General features: G+C 54.3%; 16 protein-coding genes, 1 pseudogene and 1 CRISPR repeat array. Of the genes and pseudogenes, 8 read left to right on the forward strand and 9 right to left on the reverse strand.

Translation table 11 applies throughout. The features are described 5' to 3' along the window. Nucleotides 1-673 precede the first annotated feature (673 nt). A pseudogene (locus RBB62_RS20235) lies at nucleotides 674-889 on the forward strand (PEP-CTERM sorting domain-containing protein); the annotation flags it as partial. 6 nt (nucleotides 890-895) lie between these two features. Continuing rightward, a CRISPR array of direct repeats spans nucleotides 896-2,383; the repeat unit is 36 nt; unit sequence GCTTTGCCTTGAATCCAAAGCTTAATCGGGCAGACT. Nucleotides 2,384-2,414: 31 nt separating this feature from the next. On the opposite strand, the gene cas2 reads toward RBB62_RS20235, so the two are convergent. The 5 genes from cas2 to RBB62_RS02925 form a co-directional block, all read right to left on the reverse strand. After that, nucleotides 2,415-2,750 carry a CRISPR-associated endonuclease Cas2 gene (cas2, locus tag RBB62_RS02905; protein ID WP_309396835.1) on the reverse strand — a complete coding sequence of 112 codons (336 nt, stop codon included), beginning with the start codon at nucleotides 2,748-2,750 and terminating at the stop codon, nucleotides 2,415-2,417. Then, nucleotides 2,717-3,637 (reverse strand): type II CRISPR-associated endonuclease Cas1, encoded by a 921-nt coding sequence (cas1, locus tag RBB62_RS02910; protein WP_309396837.1) that lies wholly within the window; start codon nucleotides 3,635-3,637, stop codon nucleotides 2,717-2,719. Before cas1 ends, cas2 begins: the two co-directional genes overlap by 34 nt. A gap of 6 nt (nucleotides 3,638-3,643) precedes the next feature. Then, nucleotides 3,644-6,907, reverse strand: coding sequence for a type II CRISPR RNA-guided endonuclease Cas9 (cas9, locus tag RBB62_RS02915; RefSeq protein WP_309396840.1), 3,264 nt, complete (start codon nucleotides 6,905-6,907; stop codon nucleotides 3,644-3,646). A gap of 489 nt (nucleotides 6,908-7,396) precedes the next feature. Continuing rightward, nucleotides 7,397-8,323 (reverse strand): exosortase/archaeosortase family protein, encoded by a 927-nt coding sequence (locus RBB62_RS02920; protein ID WP_309396842.1) that lies wholly within the window; start codon nucleotides 8,321-8,323, stop codon nucleotides 7,397-7,399. Nucleotides 8,324-8,426: 103 nt separating this feature from the next. Then, nucleotides 8,427-10,115 carry a thiamine pyrophosphate-binding protein gene (locus RBB62_RS02925; RefSeq protein WP_309396845.1) on the reverse strand — a complete coding sequence of 563 codons (1,689 nt, stop codon included), beginning with the start codon at nucleotides 10,113-10,115 and terminating at the stop codon, nucleotides 8,427-8,429. Between the two features lie 164 nt (nucleotides 10,116-10,279). Between RBB62_RS02925 and RBB62_RS02930 the strand changes: the two genes are divergently transcribed. Continuing rightward, on the forward strand, nucleotides 10,280-10,999 hold the full coding sequence (locus RBB62_RS02930) for a Bax inhibitor-1/YccA family protein (RefSeq protein ID WP_309396847.1): 720 nt from the start codon (nucleotides 10,280-10,282) through the stop codon (nucleotides 10,997-10,999). A 62-nt stretch (nucleotides 11,000-11,061) separates the two neighbouring features. Here RBB62_RS02930 and RBB62_RS02935 read toward each other — a convergent pair whose 3' ends face one another. Both RBB62_RS02935 and RBB62_RS02940 read right to left on the reverse strand, forming a co-directional pair. Further along, nucleotides 11,062-11,412 (reverse strand): cupin domain-containing protein, encoded by a 351-nt coding sequence (locus tag RBB62_RS02935; RefSeq protein WP_309396849.1) that lies wholly within the window; start codon nucleotides 11,410-11,412, stop codon nucleotides 11,062-11,064. Nucleotides 11,413-11,427: 15 nt separating this feature from the next. Continuing rightward, nucleotides 11,428-12,213 carry a 5'-methylthioadenosine/S-adenosylhomocysteine nucleosidase family protein gene (locus RBB62_RS02940; RefSeq protein WP_309396851.1) on the reverse strand — a complete coding sequence of 262 codons (786 nt, stop codon included), beginning with the start codon at nucleotides 12,211-12,213 and terminating at the stop codon, nucleotides 11,428-11,430. A gap of 410 nt (nucleotides 12,214-12,623) precedes the next feature. On the opposite strand from RBB62_RS02940, the gene RBB62_RS02945 reads away from it, so the two are divergent. From RBB62_RS02945 to RBB62_RS02955, 3 genes are read left to right on the forward strand one after another with little or no spacing between them, the layout of a single operon-like run. After that, entirely contained in the window at nucleotides 12,624-14,879 is a 2,256-nt protein-coding gene (locus tag RBB62_RS02945) for a tetratricopeptide repeat protein (RefSeq protein WP_309396853.1), read from the forward strand. A gap of 1 nt (nucleotide 14,880) precedes the next feature. Then, the gene (locus tag RBB62_RS02950) at nucleotides 14,881-17,073 is read left to right on the forward strand and encodes an InlB B-repeat-containing protein (protein WP_309396855.1); all 2,193 of its coding nucleotides are present in this window, start codon (nucleotides 14,881-14,883) and stop codon (nucleotides 17,071-17,073) included. A 5-nt stretch (nucleotides 17,074-17,078) separates the two neighbouring features. After that, nucleotides 17,079-17,657 (forward strand): hypothetical protein, encoded by a 579-nt coding sequence (locus RBB62_RS02955; protein WP_309396857.1) that lies wholly within the window; start codon nucleotides 17,079-17,081, stop codon nucleotides 17,655-17,657. A 70-nt stretch (nucleotides 17,658-17,727) separates the two neighbouring features. Here RBB62_RS02955 and RBB62_RS02960 read toward each other — a convergent pair whose 3' ends face one another. Continuing rightward, nucleotides 17,728-18,078: a cupin domain-containing protein gene (locus RBB62_RS02960; RefSeq protein WP_309396859.1), complete on the reverse strand. Its 351-nt coding sequence runs from the start codon at nucleotides 18,076-18,078 to the stop codon at nucleotides 17,728-17,730. Nucleotides 18,079-18,118: 40 nt separating this feature from the next. Then, nucleotides 18,119-19,336: an ArsB/NhaD family transporter gene (locus RBB62_RS02965; RefSeq protein ID WP_309396861.1), complete on the reverse strand. Its 1,218-nt coding sequence runs from the start codon at nucleotides 19,334-19,336 to the stop codon at nucleotides 18,119-18,121. A gap of 161 nt (nucleotides 19,337-19,497) precedes the next feature. Here RBB62_RS02965 and RBB62_RS02970 point away from each other — a divergent pair, with 161 nt between their 5' ends. The 3 genes from RBB62_RS02970 (at nucleotide 19,498) to RBB62_RS02980 (ending at nucleotide 21,872) form a co-directional block, all read left to right on the forward strand. After that, the gene (locus tag RBB62_RS02970; protein WP_309396863.1) at nucleotides 19,498-20,505 is read left to right on the forward strand and encodes an AAA family ATPase; all 1,008 of its coding nucleotides are present in this window, start codon (nucleotides 19,498-19,500) and stop codon (nucleotides 20,503-20,505) included. 89 nt (nucleotides 20,506-20,594) lie between these two features. Then, nucleotides 20,595-20,909 carry a hypothetical protein gene (locus tag RBB62_RS02975; protein ID WP_309396865.1) on the forward strand — a complete coding sequence of 105 codons (315 nt, stop codon included), beginning with the start codon at nucleotides 20,595-20,597 and terminating at the stop codon, nucleotides 20,907-20,909. Nucleotides 20,910-20,975: 66 nt separating this feature from the next. After that, a complete protein-coding gene (locus tag RBB62_RS02980; protein ID WP_309396867.1) occupies nucleotides 20,976-21,872 on the forward strand; it encodes a DUF58 domain-containing protein in 897 nt (298 codons plus the stop codon). The last annotated feature ends 17 nt before the right edge of the window (nucleotides 21,873-21,889 follow it).

A 21,889-nucleotide genomic window follows, 5' to 3' on the forward strand; every position in this document is an offset into this window, starting at 1 on the left:
CGCACTCCAAGCTCAGACCGTCTGGGATGGCGGCGGCGTTGGTAACGATTGGTCCACCCCCGAAAACTGGGTGGGGGACGCAATCCCCGGCTCCGGTACGTCTGCGCAGACAACCACCGGAGGCGTCACCATCGAAGTAACCACCGATGTGACGGCTGCTCGCTTCGAGAACCAGGACGGTAGTGGCTCGTTGGTCACTTTGGATATTCTCTCCGGTAGCCTGACGGAAACGGTCAACACTTTCGCGGGTCGCTTTGCCAATGGCTCCAATACAGTGATCAACGTCAGCGGTGGCGATATTTTTGGCCCCAACGGCGGCGATATCTATGGCCCCGATGCCGGCAGCTCAGGCTCCTTGGTGTACAACATCACCAGCGGCGGCGTGTATAATTACACGCGTTTCCGTTATGGGAACACTACGGTCAACCTCACCGGCGGCGTCCTCAATATGGCGGCAGATGGCGTGACTGGGACTGGCATCAGTTTTCAAAATGGAGCAGCGCTGAATATGTCGGGCATGGGCACATTCGTTTTCAATGTCTATGGCAATGGAGATAATGACTTACTCACGGGAGGCGCTGATGTCGACCTGAGCGGTGGTATTATTGGTTTTAAATTCGACGCCGGCTACACGCCGCAGATCGGCGACTCGTATGACTTCCTGAACACGGGCATGGTGGTTGACGGCACGGGTGCAAACATCGCCTCATCGGACGTCGATGGCAAATACCTGATCACCTGGGACGTGTCGCAGTGGGGAACCAGCGCGGCTAACCCGAGCTCATCGAAGGGCGTGTTGACGATCACCGACATCACTGCCATCCCCGAGCCGGGAACCTACGCCCTCATGGTCGGTATGCTGTTTGGCGGTTTGGCGATTCTGCTTCGCCGTAAGGCTTTGCCTTGAATCCAAAGCTTAATCGAGCAGACTGCCGTCCGTCGCGTAAAGGTCATTGGCGCTGCTTTGCCTTGAATCCAAAGCTTAATCGGGCAGACTCGTATTTGGCGACATACCCTCTACCCAACGGCTTTGCCTTGAATCCAAAGCTTAATCGGGCAGACTGAAGCGAAAGGAATTGCTCCCTAAGCTTTTGCTTTGCCTTGAATCCAAAGCTTAATCGGGCAGACTCGGAGTCTTTCGAGGATGAGCGAAAGCACAGCTTTGCCTTGAATCCAAAGCTTAATCGGGCAGACTGCTGCCATTAATGGCCTCTACGTTTACGCAGCTTTGCCTTGAATCCAAAGCTTAATCGGGCAGACTCGTGATTTCCATTTCAGCAAGCCATGCCTTGCTTTGCCTTGAATCCAAAGCTTAATCGGGCAGACTAGGATGCCTTGCGGTTCATTGGTGGCGAATGCTTTGCCTTGAATCCAAAGCTTAATCGGGCAGACTGCTCCGTTTGCCTCTGAGGCGTTTATCAAGCTTTGCCTTGAATCCAAAGCTTAATCGGGCAGACTTTTCGGTTTCTGACATCAAGGTCGTTTATCGCTTTGCCTTGAATCCAAAGCTTAATCGGGCAGACTTGCGAGGCGAATATAGCGTCATTGGTAGAGGCTTTGCCTTGAATCCAAAGCTTAATCGGGCAGACTGATCGCATGCAGCATAAGCATGATCAGCTCGCTTTGCCTTGAATCCAAAGCTTAATCGGGCAGACTCAGATCCTCCGCGGCATCAGTCGCGTCATCGCTTTGCCTTGAATCCAAAGCTTAATCGGGCAGACTAGCCTTCGTGGACATCATTGCTTTCTCTTCGCTTTGCCTTGAATCCAAAGCTTAATCGGGCAGACTTTAGCGTGTCGTTGGGTCATCACTCAGTCTGCTTTGCCTTGAATCCAAAGCTTAATCGGGCAGACTCCAGCCCCACTGGCGGCCAATCGCGTAGGCGCTTTGCCTTGAATCCAAAGCTTAATCGGGCAGACTACTGCGGCAGTGGTGGTGTAGTTGCCCAGCGCTTTGCCTTGAATCCAAAGCTTAATCGGGCAGACTCACGGTTTATTCCCTGCCAATGCGCTTGCAGCTTTGCCTTGAATCCAAAGCTTAATCGGGCAGACTAGGAGGAACTGATGGTTCAGGATCTCGCGGGCTTTGCCTTGAATCCAAAGCTTAATCGGGCAGACTCAGGATGCCCTCCACGCGGCAGGCTCGCTCGCTTTGCCTTGAATCCAAAGCTTAATCGGGCAGACTATCGAGATGTAAGACCAGTTGTTCTCGATGGCTTTGCCTTGAATCCAAAGCTTAATCGGGCAGACTTGAAGCCTTCTCGATCACGCCAATGACGTTGGCTTTGCCTTGAATCCAAAGCTTAATCGGGCAGACTGGATAATACAATGCTCACGCCGGTTCCCCTGCTTTGCCTTGAATCCAAAGCTTAATCGGGCAGACTGGAATTCTCCAGTCTGCTGGTTAAGAAGGCCTTACCAAAAAAGTGTTTGTTCCGGCATGTCTTCCGGAGGCTGCTTTTCAGCGGGTTTGCCGTAGATGACGAGGCTGCGTTGCCACTGCGCTTGGGTGACATACCACGCTCGGACACTTCCATTGGGCGGAATTTCTTTCTCCACGCGGCGCAGGTGAGTCTGCATCCGGGAGTGGGTGACCATTGGCCTTGCATAGACTGAAAACTGTATCATCTGGAAGCCGTCTTTCAACAGGAATCGGCGGAAGTCCGTGTAGGCTTTGCGGGCTTCTTTCTCGGTGACCGGCAGGTCGAAGGCGACGACTAGCCAGCCCATTTTGAATTTGAGGGAGTCCACGGTTTGTAATGGCGGGTTTGACCACTCAGCACAGCTTGACGGAAGCTGCGGACGACGGACTCCAGGCAATTGCGGAAGTCCATCTCGATGCCCAGATAGCCGATGCGCTCCAGGGTGAAGTCAGTCACGTAACGGCGGAAGCGTCCGTCGACCCGGTAGTCGTCCGGCGCGGCCTCTTCGGTGATCCAGCGCGCGACCCGCCAATCAACGCAGGGCCGGAACGGTTCCATCAAGTCGTAGGCAAGTGGGGTAGAGCGCTCGCGCACCTCGTGGGAAATGCCGAGCGTTGGGTCGAGCCCGCAGGCAAAAAGCTTTTGCAGGATGAGGGAGAGCAGGATCGCGTACCCGAAGTTGAGCAAATCGTTGGCACCGCCCGCATCGCGGCTGCGTTTAAAATCGGTCAAGTTTAGGGCGTCGGCGTAAATGCCCCAATAATAGCGCGCGCAGGTGCTTTCCTTACCCGGGGCTTTGCTGTTGGCGCGCTTCCGCAGGGTTTCCAGCTTAGCGTGATTCGGGTTCAGGTGCTCGGCGAGCGAGGCTTGGTTGGCGCATTTGGCGTCGATGGTTTTGCGCCAGAGCGTAGCGACCTTTTTCTTTTCGAGCGTGAGCGCCGCTTTGGTGAGTAAGGTGTCGGTCGAGCGATTTGCTGGCAGCAGGAGGCTGACTGGCTGGAAACGTTCGCAGATGACGAGCGCCACGCCGTGCTTGGCGGCTTCCATGAGGAGGTGGCTGTGCAATTGCGCCGAGAAGCTGGTGATGACGATGGCGGCAACATCCTCCAGTGGCGCCTGCTGTCGCCGACCGTCCTCACTCACACACGTCAACTGACCCTGCTTGCAACTGATGCTGCAACGCGGTGAGTCGATGTTGACGATGTGGTAGGACATGATGCGCTACATGTTGCCGGTGTAGTCTGGGTTCAGAATGGTGAGCTTATTCGCGATCAGCGTCTTAAGCCTGACGTTCATTGCGCATCCATCCTTCTTGTTTGCTGCCTTCACAATTTCGGGTGAGGCCATGTCGATGAAGAATCCAGCTTTCGCATCTTTGATGGAGAATATCTTCCAAACTCCTTGATAGCGACCTTCTTCAATCTTGATCAGGCTACCACCTCGAATTACGCGCGGGGGAATGCCGCCGTTTACTTCCTTGGCCTCTTGCAATTCCGCATGCACGTTCATGAAAGGGAGGACGCGGATATCGGGGTCCAATAAGACGCCATAATTTTCCTCGACAATCAGGCTCCCCTTCAATTTCGCCAGCTTGCCCTTGCCGTTCTTGGGATTGAGCCCGAGCAGTTTGCTTTTCTTTTCGCGAGGGAGATTGCCATTTTTATCAACTTTGAGGTTACGCTTCTTATCCTCACCACGCGATTTCTGCATTAGAACCATTTGTTCAGGATCCTTCTCATCCTGCCCAAGGACACGCCAAGTGTTTTGCTGCACCTTGAGGCCACGCATGGTTTTGGGCTGATGCTGGATGACTCGACGTTCAGAGAGCTTGTCAGAAATTTCGTTCTTCAATTGCGATGGCAAATCGACGATGTTCCACGAACCGCGATCTGTGAAACGTACCGACTGCCTAGCCAAGCGCTTAAACTCTTTTTGATCTTTATCGCTTTGTATCTGGCGGCGGCTCATCAGCTCCCAAAGCCTCCCGTCCTTCGGGAAGAAATGGGCTGCCAAGCCAATGGCGACTGCGTCCAGAGCATGGTGGAGATGCGTGATCTCACGAACTTCTGTTTTGTTCTTATTCTTTGTTTCTGGACAGGCTTGTGCTAAGCAGCCTTCCAGTTTCCATGCTTTGCGAACGGCAGCCGTCACACTGCCGGACAGGCTAGTGACCGCCCGCAGGGAAACGTCTCCGTTGGGCGAAACCTGCTTCAGTACATCGCGCGCTTGCAGGGCGGCCAGCTTATTCAGATGGCTGGTCTGGGTGAGGTCGCGGCCGGTGAAACCATTGCCCGTGTCTCCATCGGATTTCTTGCGCTTGTCGAAGTGGGGAATCTGCAACAGTAGCTTGCGCCGCCAGCGGCGAAGGTCGTCCTCAATGAAGAGCTGGTTGTCTTTTTTGCGCGGGTCGACGCCCGGCTTCATGGCGCGGACATGCTTCTCGTAGTTGGCAAGGGTTTGCAACTGGAGGTTGGTTCCGGGCACCTTTTTATGCTCGTCGCTGGCCATGAACTCCCATGCGGTGCGCTGGCCCTTCATGCGGTTCACTTCTGGCCAAGTGAGGACCAGTGAGTCAAGCGAGTCACTGGGGCGCAGCGAGCGGGGAATGATGTGCTCACGGTCGACCTTGCCTGTCACGACATCGTCGAAGCAGTAGTGCTTGCCGGTGAACGGGCAGGTCCAGTTCATGTCGCGTGCGATGCGCACCTTTTTGATGAGCCCGGCGCTGATGGAATACTTACCGCCGTATTTTGGCAGCTCTTTTTCGATTTCGGCGACTGCGCGTCGATGGTCCGCGAGCTTGAGTCCCATGCGTTGTGCTTTCTCCTTCGCCGTCATGGCGGAAAACTCCTGTAAGTCGCGGATGACCTCCACGGTGATCTGGCCAATGTTTTCAGCGCTACCTTCGGCATATTGGGCGATCATGTCCTTGAGCAAGCGTCGGAAGATTAGCAGGCGGTGGCGGACCAAGTGGTTGTTGGTTTGCTCATCGATGGATCGTTCGATCTGGCGCAGCACGATTTCCGGCGTTTCCTCTAAGCAACCGCCAGACTCTTTGGGGTCCGGTACGATGTCGTCAAAGACGGCTAGCCACGCTTGCTGCATGAGCTTCCGCGAATAGGGCGCACGACCACTGGCGGTGTCGATCCGAATGCGGTCCGCGCAAAACTCTTCCTGGCTGCGCGCCTTCTTTTTACTTCGTTTGGCATAGGCGGCGTAGCTCTCCTCTACGGCAGTGTTGAAGTCATGCAAGTCCAGTTTCTGTGCGGCTATTGCTGCACGCCAAAGCTTGAGGCTGCATGCCTTGCCTTTAAACAATTGGCCAGCAAAGCGCTTTTGCAGGTGTTCGGGGATGGTTGGCCAAATCGTGGCTAGCTTTTGAGTGGCGAGTTCACGTTTCACCGGATCGAGCACCAGAGCCTTTTCCATTTCTGGCGTGATAAACATTTGATCGATGTTGGAGGGCTCTGCGCCGGCCGCCTCGGTGATGGCTTGCTTGAGTGTGGTCTTGGTGAAGTAGCCCGTCTGCTCTATGACAGCATTGACCGCTTGGCGTTCGCGGGCGTTTAGCTTGCGTGATCCCTCCAAGGAGTCTTCCACGCGGGTATTGCACAGAAGCATGCCCCAGCGATAGCGATAGAAATCGCGGCAATGTTTGTCCGGTGTTTTCTCGCCACTGATCCGGCACAGGGGAATGATGCGGTTGTCGAAGCGCGGAACCATTTGCCCGAAGAGCAGTCCGCCATGAAATCGCTTGGGGAGGCGAATCGTATGGCATGGCACGTTTTTCCAGGCGTCGTGCTCGGTTCCGCACAAGCATTCGATGAACGCATCATCGCACTGCGGCAGCTTGCCAACGTGGGCTTGCAGAATCTTTAGTACCTCGGCCCGCACGACATCACGTGGAAACGCGGCGTCTTGACCCTTAAAATAGCCTTCCAGTGCTGGCGCTGCGTTTTGAGCTGGATCGACTCCGAGGAAGGCGCAAACGGTTTCCGCCATGGATGAGGTCTGGTATTGTTCCATTAGGCGGTTGGCGTTTTCTACCTTTTGCGTGTCTTCCTTGTCGTCTTCTACTTCGACGCCAGACCAAAGCGCATTACCGTCGTATCCACGGTTGTGGGCATACCAGCGAATGACCGCCCACAACTCCAGCCAGGAGAGTTGCTCGTAGTTTGCCGTGAGCACCTTGGCAGCTAAAAGCCAAGGCCAGGGGTGGGGTTTGGTCCGTGCGAGCTCGATATCTGCTTGGCTCAGCACGCCCATGTGCAGGAGTAGTTTTTCTAGCCGCTTCATGCGGTTGCGGGTCGCGGCAATGTGTCGTCGCCCACGACGGAATGCGGCGCGCGCATGGTTTTGACAATCGTCCGGGCTGAAGGTGACAACGCCGCAGCCGAGTATTTGGGGCGCTGTGTCAGTTGATTTTAGTGCGGCCCAGCCGATGCTGGCGTGGCCTATGTCGAAGCTGAACGATATAGGTGACATGCCGTATTGTTAGCTGTATTGTATTGTATTGGAAACAAATAAAGCGGCACCAGTAAAAAAATGGTGCCGCTATGGATTCTAGGCAAAGCTGAGAATAATGAATAAAAAACGAGCGAGGTTTTGGAAGCCTCGCTCTTGATCATTATGTGGGAAGAATTCATGATTTACGGAAAACCGTTTTATACACGTTATTCTCAAGTTTTGCTCATGACTTTGGACGCCATCAACGTAACCCACTAGACCTAGTGTTACGCTCTTGAAGAATAGCTGCTTCGTCAACCCTAAATGAAGAATGATCTTTGCAATCGTATATTGACTAAAACCTGAGTTAATGGTTCACTTAATTTAGGATTCAAGACAAAGTTAATAACGCGGGCGTACGGCCACTGGCTGTTATGCAGTCACGCCAGCCACTAAGAAAGCGTTTTCAAAAAACACGAGCCGACGGGTTCGTGTTTTTTGTTTTGTGCAATGATGATGGTGTCTTTGCTAGGCCGTCTGCTTCTTGCTGCCTTGGCCGAAGCCGTGAATATACCACCACAGGAAGCCGAGGGCGCTGTAGAAGAAGATCAGGCCGACGATTTCGTGCATCAGTAGGTAATTCTCCACCTTCGGCGCGAGCAGGACGATGACGAGTATGCGCAGCGTGTTCGCAATGAACGCCGTGACCACCGTGAGGATTATCACCAGCGAGAAATCCAGCGCGTTGAGCTTACGGTAAATCGCTAGCAGGATTGCCAGCAAAATCGAGGCCGACAACAGGCCAAAGCCATTGCACTCAGCGGCGACAATGAACGGTCGGCCTGCGACATTCAGCACCAGTTCCGGCGATGGAATGTTGACGAGCTGCAACTCCGCGCCAACGCCCAGCTTGGCCAGCAGATTCATGGAGCCGCGCCCCGCTAGCGCGCGTAGTGGCCAGTCGAGTATAGGCAGCGAGAGCGCCAGGAACATGAAAAACGTAAACGCGATGATGAACCCCCGCGAGGCTTTCGCCGCGATGGGCCCCAGCGTGTAGCGCACCAGCCCGGCCAGTGTGAACCCAAAGCCCACCAGCAGCAGGGTTGCCTTGGCGAACGAGCCCGCCGACGTCTCCCACTGCAGCGGCAGCAGGCACACCGCCACGATGCTGAACGAGATTGCGAGCAGGGTGACGCTTTGCTTGTCATGCGCGAGCACGAGGCTCAGGCGACGGCGTTTTTCCAGTAGCAGAAACATCCCGGCGGCGCCGAGCACGATCAGCGCGTGGAGCAGCTGTTCGCTCGATTCCGTGGTGTGAAACAGCCACTGGATCAGCGGATAAAAGATCAGCATCGCTCCCAGATACGTGGCCAGCATGATTGGCCAGTCGACCACCGGGGTCTCTTTGGGCGCGGGTGGTTCAAGGTCTATTGGCTGGTCGGCAGGATCGGGCATGGGAGAATGCAAAATTTAAAATGCAGAATTCAAAAAACTAAATAAGTGAAACACAGAATGAAGCTTTTTACATTTTGAATTTTTCATTTTGCATTCCTTCCCCTCACTGCCACTTGGGCGGGGCGCTGTTGACGGCGGCCACGCGGGTGCCCCATTCGAGGAGCTCCTTGGAGCAGTCGTCGCGGTCGATGGTCAGCTCGATCAGGGATGGGCCGCCTTCGTGCGCAAGGGCTTTTTCGATGGCGGCATCGAGCTCGCCGACGGTCGCCACGCGGGTGGACCAGCCCTTGCCGTCCTCGGCGTTAAAGACGTCCACCAGCCCGGCGTAGTCCCAGTTTTTAATGTTGTTGTAGGGGCCGTCGTGGATCTCCACTTCGATCGTGTAGCCGCGGTTGTTGATCAGGAAAATGATCGGGTTGAGCCCGTAGCGGATGATCGTGGACACCTCCTGCGCGGTCAGCTGGAACGAGCCGTCGCCGATCATCGAGATGACGCGTTTTTCGCCCTGCATGGCCATTGCGTAGCCCAACGTGGCACCCACGGACCAGCCGATCGAGCCATATTGCATCTGGATTTCAAAGCCCGCGCCGGATGGCAGCTTGGTCTTCACGCCGTTAAACCACGAGTCGCCGGTCTCGGCGAGCAGGGTCATGTCGGGCGTGAGCATGTGCTCGATGCGGTCGGTTACGTAGCGCGTGAGCAACGGAGTGTCGGCCCCGACCTGCGGGCGGCAGCTCGGCTCGGGGCGCAGGCGCTTCCAGGCATCGAGTGAGGTCGGGTTCGGCTTGAGCTTGTCTGCGAGCTTATCGAGGAAGAGCGGCAGCGGCACATTGTTGTAGGTGCGGCCCGGGAGCTTGACGCGCTCGGCGTTGGCCTGGATGAGTTTGTCCTTGTTGATCAGCGCGCTGTAGCCGGTGGTGGTGTAGTCCGTAAAGGTCGGGCCGGCAAACAGGTAGGCGTCGGAACTTTCGACGACTTCGCCGCAGGCCGGAGAGCTGACGGGACCCCAATAGGTGCCAATGTATTGCGGGTGGTTTTCGTCAAAGTAGCTCTTTGCGTTCGGCATCATGGCGACGGCGTAGCCGCTGGTTTCGGCGAGCCTTTTAAACTCCTGGTCGGCATCCCAGGGGCGGAGCTTCACGCCGCCCACCAGCACGGGCTTGACCGCGGTGTTGAGCATCGCGGCAGCGTGCTCCACGGCGGCGTCGAGCGCAGCCTCATCACACGGCACGGGCGCGGTGAGCTTTTGGTTGGGTGCGGAGGGAATGAGCTCGCCAGCGAGGTTGCAGGCGATCTCCAAATACACAGGCTTGCGGCGGCGGAGGCATTCGTTGATCGCGCGGTCGATCAGTTCGGGCGCATCATCGATGTGCTCAATAGACACTGCGCATGCCGTGACTTGCTTGAACATATCCAGCTGATAGCGGTAGCGGACTTCGCCCAGAGTGTGGTGGAGCGGGCGGTTTTCCGGCCAGGCATTGGTGTTGGGGCCGCCGGACACAAAAATGATGGGGAGGTCTTCGGCGTAGGCGCCAGCAATGGCGTTGATCGCGGACAGGCCGCCGACGGAGAAGGTGACAAACCCGGCGGCGACGCCTTGGGCGCGGGCATAGCCGTCGCACGCGTAGCCGAGGTTGAGTTCGTTGCAGCAGCCCACGAAGCCGAGGCGCTCATTTTTCAAAAGCTGGTCCAGGAGGACGAGGTTGTAGTCGCCCGGGACGGCGAAGTAGTGGCGGATGCCGATTTGCTCAAGACGCGTTGCGAGATAGGAACCGACGGTAGTGGTAGTCATGGCCGCATACTGGCGCCTGCGCAGGCGGGTGTCAGGGAAAATCTTTGGGAGTAAAAAAGGGGGCGTTCGCTTCGTTGCGTTGTCATGTAGGAATCGGAAGCGCCCGTCCGATTTTGCTTGAAAGCAATCTGCGTCCGCGCAGTGTTGTATCAAAAATTACTGTTATGTATTCTCAAGACTACAAAATCCGATCTATGGCTGAAGCCGCGCCCAGCGCTCGTGCTCAGTTCATCCGCAAAACCTATGCGCACCTTGCAGGCGCCATTTTCGCCTTTATCGCGTTGGAGGCTGTGTTGTTACAGTTGGAAATTTCCTACGTGCTGACCGACAAGGTGCTGTCCGCACCCTTTGGCTGGCTGATGGTGCTGGGCGGCTTCATGGCGATTGGCTACGTGGCGCGCATGTTTGCCACCAATGCGCAGTCAAAGCCCAAGCAATACCTCGGGCTCGGCCTCTACGTGGTGGCCGAAGCAATTATTTTTGTGCCGCTGCTGTTGGTCGCTCAGTGGCAGGCAACACAGATGGGCGCCAGTCAGAACACGCTCATTGTTCAGGCAGGGTTGGTGACGTTGCTGCTGGTTGTCGGGTTGACCGCCACGGTGTTCATTACGCGCAAGGATTTCTCCTTCATGCGTTCGTTCCTGATGGTGGGCTTTTTCGTGGCGCTGGGGCTGATTGTAGCTGCGGTGCTCTTCGGCATTAACCTCGGCTTCTGGTTTGCCGCAGGTATGTGCTTGCTGGCCGCGGGCGCGATTCTTTACACGACGTCGAACATCCTTCACCACTATGGCGAAGACCAATACGTGGGCGCTTCGCTGGAGCTGTTTGCGGCCGTGGCGCTGCTGTTCTGGTATGTCCTGCAGCTTTTCATGTCGCGTGACTAATTGACTTTCAGTTGATGATGATTTGGACCGGTAGCGCTCGCGTTGCCGGTCTTTTTTTGCGCTCACCAATACGAGTCAGCGGGGTCCCAGTTGGTCTTGAAGACGACGTAGCGGAAGGTTTCGTCGTGTGGGTTGGTGGCGGAATGCATTTCGCCCGGTTCGGTGGTCACGAGGTCGCCTGGGGCGAGCTGGACAGTTTGCCCGGCAATTTCCATTTCGCCGCGGCCCTCCAGCACATAAAACACCTCGGTCTGCTGCTTGTGGTGGTGCAGCGGGCAGTGCGCGTGGGGTGGGATTTCGACAACCTGCACCAGCGCACCGGCGCAATTTAGGTCGGGCGGGAGCAGGAGGGGCTGTTTGCGGTAGCCTTCGCCGACGGTCCAGCCGGAGTCGTGTTTCGGAATGTGTTTCATGGCGGAAGCTGGTGTTTAGTTTTTGCCTTGGAAGAGTTGTTTGAGCTCGGGGTATGAGTCGGGATCTGTCGGGTCGCTTGGGGGGGCTTTTAAGATATCGGCGATGAGCTTGCCCAGGCTGCCGTTATAGGTTGATCTGAAGCTGACAAACTCATCATTGGCATCTTCGTTGGCTAGATCACTCACTATTCTAGGATGAAGTGAGGGGATGTTCTGGTTTTGAAGCACCACGAGGAGGCCATACAGGTTCATTTCAACCACATCTGCGTCCGTTGCGGTGTGAATATCTGAGCGCAGGCTGCTTTGATTGATGAATTGCTCGCCGGAAGCAGCTTTTGCGGGAGTGTAGCCTTTTAGTAACGAGCTCCAATCACCTGGCATGTTAATCGGTGTGTAGTGGGTGAAGCTCTGCGGGGATGCGACAGAGATATCAGGGACTGTTTGCCAGGGAATTACTTGTTCTATTAGAACAGTTGAACCCACAGGAAGGTCATTGCTGAGTGATCCAACCGGGCCAATTGAAATGGCAAATTCGATCGGCGTAGAGCTGATTAAGGATTGTGAGGATGCAGCCGTGTTGACTGGGCCCGACCCCATCTTTAGCCCGTAAATCTCAAAATCACCTATTTTTACTTTTTCTGCATTACTGCCACCTATTTTTACCTGTTTAGGCACGCTATCTGCTGAAGATGCAAACTGCCTCCAGTCATTATCCAATGCGTAAAAAAGTGCAATTGGCTTTGAAATAAGGATTTGGCAAAGTGAGGTGGCAATAAATGTAGTGTAACAAATACGTTTCATTGATGATAGTTATTGAATTTATTTATTAATATGTAAGGGTTGGCCAATCGTGAATGTTGCAAGGCGGAAATTTTGTGGAGATGCTTTAAAGGCGGTTGTTGCGGTGGCTGCTTTTAGCTCGCCAGCGGCCTTTTGTTCTTTGGATGGCGCTCAGCAGTATCGCATCGAGCCTATCGAGGGCAGGCGCTACTCGTCGAGCTTTTTGAAATACATCGAATCTGCGCGATTTGATTCTCCGTCGAGCGCCGCTGCCAGCGTGCGTGATAGCCGTTTAGCCTTCCGTGTTGTCGCTGTATGATTTTTTTCTCAATAGCAATCGAGCTTGAAAGTCCCACATCAGTGGACGATTTGCTCGCTGGTTGCTTGTGCCGTCGGCGGTGATTCCCGTCGGCGGCGCTTTATTTTGAATTATGAGCAAGCACTATAAAAGTCGTCAATCGCGAGGTGTTTCTTCAGCGCCACATGGGCAGGTGTCTCGTCAACTGCGCCGTGCGACTCATTTGTTGGGGCAAAAGAAACGTGAAGAGGCGCTGCAGTTGCTTGCTGAGGTCGCACCCTCTGTTAAATCAGATACCGAACGGGCGAAGATCGCGAACCTCGTAGCGAAATCTCAGTTTGAATTAGGGCGGTATGAGGATGCTGCAACTCGCTATGCTGAGGCGGCGCGATTGGGGGCAGCGGAAAGCTTGGATCCTCAGGTGTATCTGGCTCCGGCTTTGGGGCGAATTCGATGCCAGCTAAAGGCGCAATTACTGACTGAAGCAATGGCAGATGCCGAAGCGCTGTCCACGCAAGTCGCCGAGGAAAGCGCTGCATATGACCAATTACTCACTAAGGGTGCTGGTAAATCTGGCAAAATGCAGTCGCTTACGGTGCCTGCCCGGCCGATTAGGCCAGCGGTAGCTTTGACGCGCATTGGTGTAACTTTCCTTGAAGAAGGCTACTTAGGCGAGGGGAAGGCATTTCTGGAGCGTGTGATCGCCATAACTCCGCGAGGGGCCAGTCGAGCAAGGCAGTTTTTGGCGCATACTTTATTGCTCGAAGGTGATCACGCAGGGGCAGAAAAGCTCGCCAGTGAGAGTTTGGATTTTGGCGAATTCCGAGCAAAGACCATACCGAGCTGGGGAACTTTAATCCGTTCTAGAAAAGCTCAAGGGAAGTCTTTGCTGGATGAAGATTTATACCGTAAGTTCAGGCGTTCGCCTGTTCGCGGTAGAGCTGCGGCGCGTGCGGAGTTACTCATCATGGTGGAGCTCCGCAGCCATGGCGATGATGCGTGGTTGGTCTTAGCGCGACGCTGGCAAGAGTCCCCGGGGCTGGACCCAATTGTTCGTGTTGAAGTGCTCAAAATGCTATTGAGTGAAGTGAAATCTGGAGCTCTGGTGAATGATGGGCTACCTGCTGCCGCTTTAACGCTTGCCAAAGAAATTTTTGCTGAGCCAACGCTTGCCGCCAGTGAGTGTGTGGGGCTAGCCAAGTCATTGGGGGAGTATGGATCCTCTGCTGGGCTCTCGGATGTTGAAATTGACGCCTGGCTCGATCGTTTTGCGACTCGCTACGGAATTGATTACGGGATCCGTGCAGCGCATGCCTGTGCTTTGGGGATGCGGAAGGCTCAAAACTATGTTGGAGCACGACGCGTTTTTGAGCGGCTGATTCGCCAAGCGGATCGTTCATCTGAGGATTGGGGTAAGGCGGTTTGGGCATTGGCGAAGCTGGAGTCCTCGGATGGAAATCCGGCTGCTGCGGCTAGATTGTATTTTGATTATGCCGTGAATGGTGCTTTTGCAGGGCAACTGAGATTGCAGGCATTCCTGCGTTGGGTGCGTGAGTCTGAAGAGGCGGACAATCCAATCGATATTGCTGAAGCTCGCGCTCAAATTCAGCAACTGCTTTCAAGTATCGAAGATTATCGTCCCTTATTGGATGCGGGTAGGCAACTAGCCCTTGCGGGACCACGTTTTGCCGACGTGCTGGATGAAGTGGCAGATGCTGCAGAGGTTCGTTCGCTAGCCGCGTTTCAGGATGCCAAGACGACACAAGAGGCCTTGGTGGTCCTCTTGGCGTTTGCTCGCCGCAATTTCTATGATTTTAACAGAAAAAGGCGTCTACTGGAGGTGCACGAATGTTTTTCAGAGGATAAGCTGAATTGGCTATGGAGCCACGATTCCCGCTATTGGGAATATCTCTCCATTATCATGGTGGCCTACTTCCGCACTGCGCAAAATGAAAAGGGAGAGTTCATGGGAATGGGCGTTGTCGAAGATGCTACGATTCCTGTTGTTGGCCGGGTGTACCTTGGAATTCCTTTCAGTGAATGGCTCCTTCAGCGAGGGCGTCGGTCGGAGGCTGTTTCCATGATGGAGTTGGTGGTGGAGCAAAGTCCCGGGCATCGTCTTTCATCTCGGGGGCATTACCGTTTGGCGCTATACGCCTATAATCAAGGTGAGCAGGATAAGGCTGCCCAAATGCTTTTGAGAGCTCGTAAGTGTCTGTTGCCACGACCGACTCTTCACTGGGAGTGGGAAATCGATGCAAAGTCTGGCCTGATGCTGCGCATGCTCAATCCAGGAGATGATCATATCGACCTCAGTCTTTACAGTGAGGATTTTCTCCAGCGCCAAAAGAGCGCGTTGGATCAAGACACCAGGAGCATGGTATTGTAAGATGAAGCTATTTTTGAGCATTTTGATCCTTTTCTGCACGATCACCTTTGTGCAATCGGCCTATGGCGAGGAAGAGCCAGATGAACACCCTGGCTATCGGTTGAACGTAAAGAACGGTGAGGGAAGTGGGTATTACGATGAAGGTGATTCTGTTTCGGTTACTGCCACTGTGCCGAGTGGGTATCAATTCATCAAATGGGTGAAGGACGATGGTGAAGGGACGATAGACAACCTCTACGATTCAAGCACATCGTTTACTATGCCAGCTAAGACGATTAAGTTAACTGCAATCGCTGCTAAGATTGAGAGTTGGTTTTCGGTTGTTTCGGGAGATGAATCCATTGATACTTGGCTTTTACTGCCAAAGCCTGGGGTGGGACAGACGGCAACGCGCTTTCCGCATACTGTCCGGGTGTCGGTGGATACCGGAGGCGGCATGGCCACAGATAAGGCTTTTAAGAATATTCTAGTTAGGATTGGTTGGTTTCCTTCGTCGTCTGCTCAAGGCTATTGGCACAGCAATGATCTGCTTACTTACTGGAGCGCTTCTTCCGGCGGAACGAGCATTGCAAAGGATAGCTTTGTTTCCAGAAGTTCATTTCAGGCCAAAGGCGGCGGCGTATTTGAAGCAACCGTCTGGTACGAGGGTGATTGGTCGCCGAAGGATCCGGCCACACTCCCTGCTGGCGCTACCTATGTACCTCCCGAGGCAGAGGCTGGATTCAAGTTGATTGCGAGTGGCCCAAATTATTATAAGCAAGTCAGTTCAGTTTCTTTATTTCTCAAGCCCGTCGATTTAGATGCAATGAAGGTTTCGCACAATGTCGCAACTGATGAATTGGCTGACTATTATGAAGAGACAGAGGGGGCATTTCTTCCTGTTAATAATGACGACGATGACTATGATCCTTCAAATACGCCAGATAAGGATCAAACTGGCGCTATCGCCCGGGAGTCTGGGGTTGGCGATACTGACTTACTTCAGGTTAAGCTTCAAGCCGTTGGTATCGCTGGTGGTAAATACAAGCTCGATATTCCTTCTATCGTGAAGGTTTGGAAGAAAGATGACCGTACTGAGGAGGTAGTCGCGAGCACCGAATTTGATGCTACGGTAGAGACTCGCCTATATGTAGAGGGGATCTCTAAGGGGAGTGATGAAATTAAAGCGATATGGGTTAAAGATAGCTTCTCACTTTCGGAGGCGGATAAGATAAGAGTTACAGTGTTTGAATGGGATGGTCCTTTAAATGTGCCCGGCTACTCTATTCATCAATATACTGCTTCGGGTGCGCTAACTGGTAGTAAGTGGCTGACCCCGATTGACGGGACTATCCAGGCTGGTGATGACAGCTCAGATGTACGGATCCTATGGGGAGAAGGCGCTGCGGTGGGTAAGGCTGTTTATGAAGTGAATCAAAATTATTTATGGGATTTAGAGGTGAATATCGTTAAAGTGGAAATCGCTAAGAAGTTTATCATAGCTTCCGGAGTGCCAAAAGAATTAGGGGTTAATGGTAGCCGCCTCTACTTTGCGGCAGGGAATATTGCTTCAGGGCAGAGGGGCTTGATGTGGGATGCTGAGATTACTTTGACGGGGCCGCTGAGTCATCGAGGGGTGAGAAGAATACAGGTTGGGTTTGTGCAAAATGTTAATGTTACTCAGACACGAGGCGTATATATAACAGAAGCAAAACGCTTGGTTATGAGCATGGAAGGCTTGACGTATCTTGATGGCGATCCGTCCGGGACGGTGCCTTGGTACGCAGATGGATCAACCAACGCTTTTTTAAGCCCTACTGAATCACTAAGGATAAAGACGATATTTGGCGAAGATACGCCGATTCAATTTGTGCCAATTGTCTTTGACCAAGGAAATGTCGTTGATGCTACTGACGATGTCGTCGATTCGTTAGCTATTGTTTTAGATTTTGATTTACACGTTGCCGCCCGAACAATTGATACGCAAAATAAAGCTGATGAGATTTATACAAGCCGCGCGCGTTTAGACTGGTCAGTCAATATTACCGGAAACGTTGATCAGAATGCACCGTATAGTCTTTCGCCAAGTCCTGTTAAAAACCCAGCGCATTCAGATTGGACACCAGTGGTGGATGGTTCTACGCCCGATGTCGTGAAGCCACCATTTGCTAATGATAGAGCAACAACAACAGTATTCATTGAGAGGCCAATTTAATAAATATGAAAATCACTTATTTTTCTACGTTCATCATACTTATTTTCGGCGGTTTTCTAACCGCTGGAGTACGGAACATCTCCGGCGCAAGTGACGGATTTTGGGATAATTACTTGGTCGTATGGGGAGAGATTACTGAATCTCTGGATGTGCCGAATGAAGATTTCATGAAAGAAATTAAAGTGGAATGCATCGCCACTTTGGCTGGAAATCTTGATCCTTCAATTACGCCCAATCTGGTTGCGAGGTATCGTTTGATAATCGATAGTGCGATACAGGAAGGAGTGGAACCCGGAATGTCTTACTTGATTCTCATTGAGAGTAAACCCGATCAGGCCGGGGTGCGCCATATTCCATCTGAGTTTGTTGATTTTTTTCCTAGTAATACGGCATTTTTCCGCTGCCAGTCACTTAGCGATGATGAAGTGAAACAAATTTCAGCTAATCTTAAAGGTCTAAGGGGCCCGAACAAAGATTCGGTCGCAGAGAGTAACGAGGTGCAAAAAAGACTTAAGCTTTTACGGGAAAGGGGCGTAGACACCACCGAGCTAGAGAAGAAATACGGAGTCACTCATGAGGATTGATATTCTAAGTGGGTCTTCAGTTGATGATGATTTGGACCGGTAGCGCTCGCGTTGCCGGTCTTTTTTTCGCTCACCAATACGAGTCAGCGGGGTCCCAGTTGGTCTTGAAGACGACGTAGCGGAAGGTTTCGTCGTGCGGGTTGGTGGCGGAATGCATTTCGCCCGGTTCGGTGGTCACGAGGTCGCCTGGGGCGAGCTGGACAGTTTGCCCGGCAATTTCCATTTCGCCGCGGCCCTCCAGCACATAAAACACCTCGGTCTGCTGCTTGTGGTGGTGCAGCGGGCAGTGCGCGTGGGGCGGGATTTCAACAACCTGCACCAGCGCACCGGCGCAATTGAGGTCGGTCGGGAGTAGGAGGGGCTGTTTGCGGTAGCCTTCGCCGACCGTCCAGCCGGAGTCGTGTTTCGGAATGTGTTTCATGGCGACCGACACACTAGGCGCCTGAGAATCAGGGGCACGACTAAAGTGAAATCAGCCAGATATAGACACCAGCAAAGCCGACACTGAGAATGGTGATCGGCAGACCGATGCTGAAGTGTTTCCACACAGTGATCTTGATGCCGTGTTGCGCGGCCGTGTCGACGACAACGATGTTTGCCAGGCTGCCAAAGATGATTAGGCTGCTCGACATTGTGCAGCCGAGCACCATGGCAATGCCGTCTGCATGCCCCTCGGCGTAAGGCAGTAGCAGCATCGCGGCGGGGAGGTTGCTGAACAGGTCGCTGATAAGCGCCGTCGCCGCAAAGAGCCACAGCGTGTCATGCAGGTCAACTCCAGCTTTCGCCATCTCATTGACGGCTTTGTCTGGCAAGCCGGTGTCGTTGAAGGCGGCGTTGACGATGAAGAGCGCAATGAAGAGCATCAACAGCGGCCAGTTGACCTCCTGTAGCAGGCGACGTGTCGTAATGCGTGTATGGATCAGGAAAAAACCAGCCACTCCCAGCGCCACGAGGTCCCGTGGCAGCTCGGTGAAAGAATAGACCGAGACGATCACGATCAACACGACGATGCCGATCCAGATGCCCAGCTGATGTTGCTCAAACTCGGCGTCTTTATATTGGCCGCGGGGTGCCTCCACGTGCCAGCGCCCACGGTAGACATACGCCAGGACCGCCCAAATGCTAAAGCAGGAAAATACTGTTGGGACGATCATCGACACCATGAACGGCAAAAACTTCAAGTCCAGCGCTTGGCCAATGAGCATACTGGATGGGCTCCCAATGATAAGCAGAGCAGACCCGGAGTTGACCGCGCAGCACAACGCCAGTAGGAATGGCACGGGGTCGAGGTTACGGTGGCGGCAAATCGCGATCAACACCGGGGCAATGGCCATCGCGATGACGTCATTGGTCAATAAGGCAGCAAAGAAACCGGAGATACCGATGATGGCGGCAAGCAGGGCAGGTGGCTTCAACTCCAGCTTGGCGATGCGCTTGGTGATGAGCTGGTAGCCGCCGCTGAGTTTAAAATGTGCTGAGAGAATCATCAGCCCCAGCAGCATCGAGATGGTTTCCGTGCTCACGGAGTCCCACGCCGCTTGTTCCGGTAGCCAGCCGCCAGCCACGATCACGATGGCGCCCAACAATGCGATGCCCGTGCGATCGATCTTTAAATATGGAGCAGTCCCCAGCGCCATACCCAGATAAACTAAGGCAAATATAACGACGATGGGTGTCATGTTCACCATTCAGGTTAATTCATAGTGATGGTCAAGCCCGTCGGTGAGAGAATTACATGACATTTTAATCATCCACTCTCAGGAGATTTTTTTATCGAAGCGTTTGCGGGAACTAGGTTAGTTTCTAAGTTACTGCACCAGACAACCATATTAAAATTTCTATGAGTGAATCGAGTCCTGCCCCCGTATCCGGAGAAAACGCCGTCGCCCGCGTCCATGAGATTCGCGACCGCCTCATGGCAGAGCTCCGCAAAGCGGTGGTCGGGCAAGATCAAGTCATCGAAGAACTGGTCATCACCATGTTCGCCCGCGGGCACGCCCTGCTGACCGGTGTTCCCGGCCTGGGCAAGACCCTGCTGGTCCGCAGTTTGGCTGAGTCGATGTCGCTCGCGTTCAAGCGCATCCAATTTACGCCCGACCTCATGCCGGCCGATATTTTCGGCACGGAAGTCGTTGAGGAAGACCCCGCCACCGGCAAGCGCGCCTTCCGCTTCGTCAAGGGCCCGATCTTTGCCAACGTGGTGCTCGCGGACGAAATTAACCGCACGCCGCCGAAGACCCAAGCCGCGCTGCTGGAGGCTATGGAAGAGCGCCAGGTGACCGCCGCTGGCGAAACACACCCGCTCGCGCCGCCGTTTTTCGTGCTGGCGACGCAGAATCCCATTGAGCTGGAGGGCACCTATCCGCTGCCGGAAGCGCAGCTCGACCGCTTTTTGCTCAACACCGTGCTCGACTACCTGCCGAAGGAAGACGAGATCAACATGGTCGCTGCCACCACGTCGCCCGACAAGGCCAAGCCGTCGGCCGTGCTGACCGGCCCCGAGATCGAGGAAATCCAGGCGCTCGTCCGCTCGGTGCCGGTCTCAACGGAGGTCGTCCGCTACGCCGTGAACTTGGTCAGCGCCACCCGCCCGACGCTCGCCGACGCCAGCGCATTGGCCAAGGAAAAGATCAAGTGGGGAGCGGGCTCCCGCGCCTCGCAAGCGCTCGTCCTCGCCGGCAAAGCCCGCGCGCTGATGGATGGCCGCTACAACGTGGCGATCGACGACATCAAGGCCTTGGCGAAACCGGTCCTCCGCCACCGCGTCATCCCGAGCTTCCACGCCGAAGCCGAAGGCGTCACCAGCGACCAGCTCATCGCCGAGCTCCTGAAAACCGTGGAGGGGTAAGGCGTGGCCAAGCATTCGAGGTTTTGGATCGCGGAGAGCGCAGAGGAGGTCGCGGAGAACGCGGAGGGGTTGAGTTAATGGCTTTCGATATGGAAATTAAAAAGACCGGCCGTCGTGAATCGATCGATCACAGAGAAGAGGGCTTTTTTATGGCTATCGAAAGGGAGGATCTTAACTGCCCAACATTATCGCGGATCTGGCATAGCTTTTACGATGGTCTAAGCATCTGGCCAAATCATTCGAAGTTAATCATTGGTGAGCTGACTACTTTAGATAAATTTTTCCATACGAATCCCAAATGTGAGTTTATGCCGCAGCAATGGCCCACATTGCGAAACCGACTTTCCGATTTTTTCCGTGATGCAGCATCAACTGATTCCATGATTTACACCCAGAGCGATTAACTCCGCGTTCTCTGCGACCTCCTCTGCGCTCTCCGCGATCCTCAATACGCATCCAATCACCCACCCATGTCCACCACCGTTAAAGACCTCCTCGATCCCGCGCACCTGACGCAGATTGCAAACATGCAGTTGCTCGCGCGGACGGCGGTGGAGGGCTTTCTCAGCGGGATGCATCGCAGTGTGTTTCATGGCTTTGGGACGGAGTTTTTGCAGTATCGGAATTATACGCCGGGTGAGGACCTGAAATACATCGACTGGAAGGTGCTCGCGCGCAGCGACAAGCTCTACACCAAGGTCTATCAGGAGGAGACGAACATGAACGTCACCATCCTGCTCGACTGCTCGGGCTCGCTCGACTATGCGGGCGAACGCGCCCCCTGCACGAAGTTCCGCTACGCCGCGATGATCGCCGCGTGCATTAGTTACCTGGCCGGACGCCAGGGCGACAACGTCGGCCTCTTTACCTACAGCGACGAGCTACTGGAAGCCGTGGAGCCGGGCCATCGCAGCGGGCAGCTCAGCCGCGTGATGCATTCTTTGGCGCGCTTGAAGCCGCATGGCGCCGCCGCGCATCAACGCACATTGGACAACCTCACGCATCCGTTTAAACACCGCGGCATCGTGGTGCTGATCTCCGACATGCTGGAGTCCGAGCACGAGCTGCCGCGCCTGTTGCGGAACTTCCGTTATCGCCACTGCGACGTGATTGCCCTACAGGTCCTCGACCCAGATGAGCTCGATTTGCCGCAGCCCAAGGTGACGCGTTTTCAGGACATCGAGGCGGGCAAGGAAGTCGTTGCCTGGCCGTCATCCGTGCGCGAACAATACGCGCGCCGCATGGATGAATTTCTCGCCACGCTCAAGACCGGCTTCTCGCAAAGCCAAGTCGATTACCTGCGTTTGCAAACGACGGACAGCCTCGGCCTCGCCCTCGCGCAATACCTCCACCACCGAACTTTGTAATGCAAAGTTTAATAGCA

This window comes from Cerasicoccus maritimus (assembly GCA_031296935.1).
Taxonomy (GTDB): Bacteria; Verrucomicrobiota; Verrucomicrobiia; order Opitutales; family Cerasicoccaceae; genus Cerasicoccus; species Cerasicoccus maritimus.

What these genes read in the sequence shown, in the direction of transcription:
- cas1 (WP_309396837.1), bottom strand. Translation starts at nt 3,637, where the DNA reads ATGTCCTACCACATCGTCAACATCGACTCACCGCGTTGCAGCATCAGT.
- cas9 (WP_309396840.1), bottom strand. Translation starts at nt 6,907, where the DNA reads ATGTCACCTATATCGTTCAGCTTCGACATAGGCCACGCCAGCATCGGC.
- RBB62_RS02920 (WP_309396842.1), bottom strand. Translation starts at nt 8,323, where the DNA reads ATGCCCGATCCTGCCGACCAGCCAATAGACCTTGAACCACCCGCGCCC.
- RBB62_RS02925 (WP_309396845.1), bottom strand. Translation starts at nt 10,115, where the DNA reads ATGACTACCACTACCGTCGGTTCCTATCTCGCAACGCGTCTTGAGCAA.
- RBB62_RS02930 (WP_309396847.1), top strand. Translation starts at nt 10,280, where the DNA reads ATGTATTCTCAAGACTACAAAATCCGATCTATGGCTGAAGCCGCGCCC.
- RBB62_RS02935 (WP_309396849.1), bottom strand. Translation starts at nt 11,412, where the DNA reads ATGAAACACATTCCGAAACACGACTCCGGCTGGACCGTCGGCGAAGGC.
- RBB62_RS02940 (WP_309396851.1), bottom strand. Translation starts at nt 12,213, where the DNA reads ATGAAACGTATTTGTTACACTACATTTATTGCCACCTCACTTTGCCAA.
- RBB62_RS02945 (WP_309396853.1), top strand. Translation starts at nt 12,624, where the DNA reads ATGAGCAAGCACTATAAAAGTCGTCAATCGCGAGGTGTTTCTTCAGCG.
- RBB62_RS02950 (WP_309396855.1), top strand. Translation starts at nt 14,881, where the DNA reads ATGAAGCTATTTTTGAGCATTTTGATCCTTTTCTGCACGATCACCTTT.
- RBB62_RS02955 (WP_309396857.1), top strand. Translation starts at nt 17,079, where the DNA reads ATGAAAATCACTTATTTTTCTACGTTCATCATACTTATTTTCGGCGGT.
- RBB62_RS02960 (WP_309396859.1), bottom strand. Translation starts at nt 18,078, where the DNA reads ATGAAACACATTCCGAAACACGACTCCGGCTGGACGGTCGGCGAAGGC.
- RBB62_RS02965 (WP_309396861.1), bottom strand. Translation starts at nt 19,336, where the DNA reads ATGACACCCATCGTCGTTATATTTGCCTTAGTTTATCTGGGTATGGCG.
- RBB62_RS02970 (WP_309396863.1), top strand. Translation starts at nt 19,498, where the DNA reads ATGAGTGAATCGAGTCCTGCCCCCGTATCCGGAGAAAACGCCGTCGCC.
- RBB62_RS02975 (WP_309396865.1), top strand. Translation starts at nt 20,595, where the DNA reads ATGGAAATTAAAAAGACCGGCCGTCGTGAATCGATCGATCACAGAGAA.
- RBB62_RS02980 (WP_309396867.1), top strand. Translation starts at nt 20,976, where the DNA reads ATGTCCACCACCGTTAAAGACCTCCTCGATCCCGCGCACCTGACGCAG.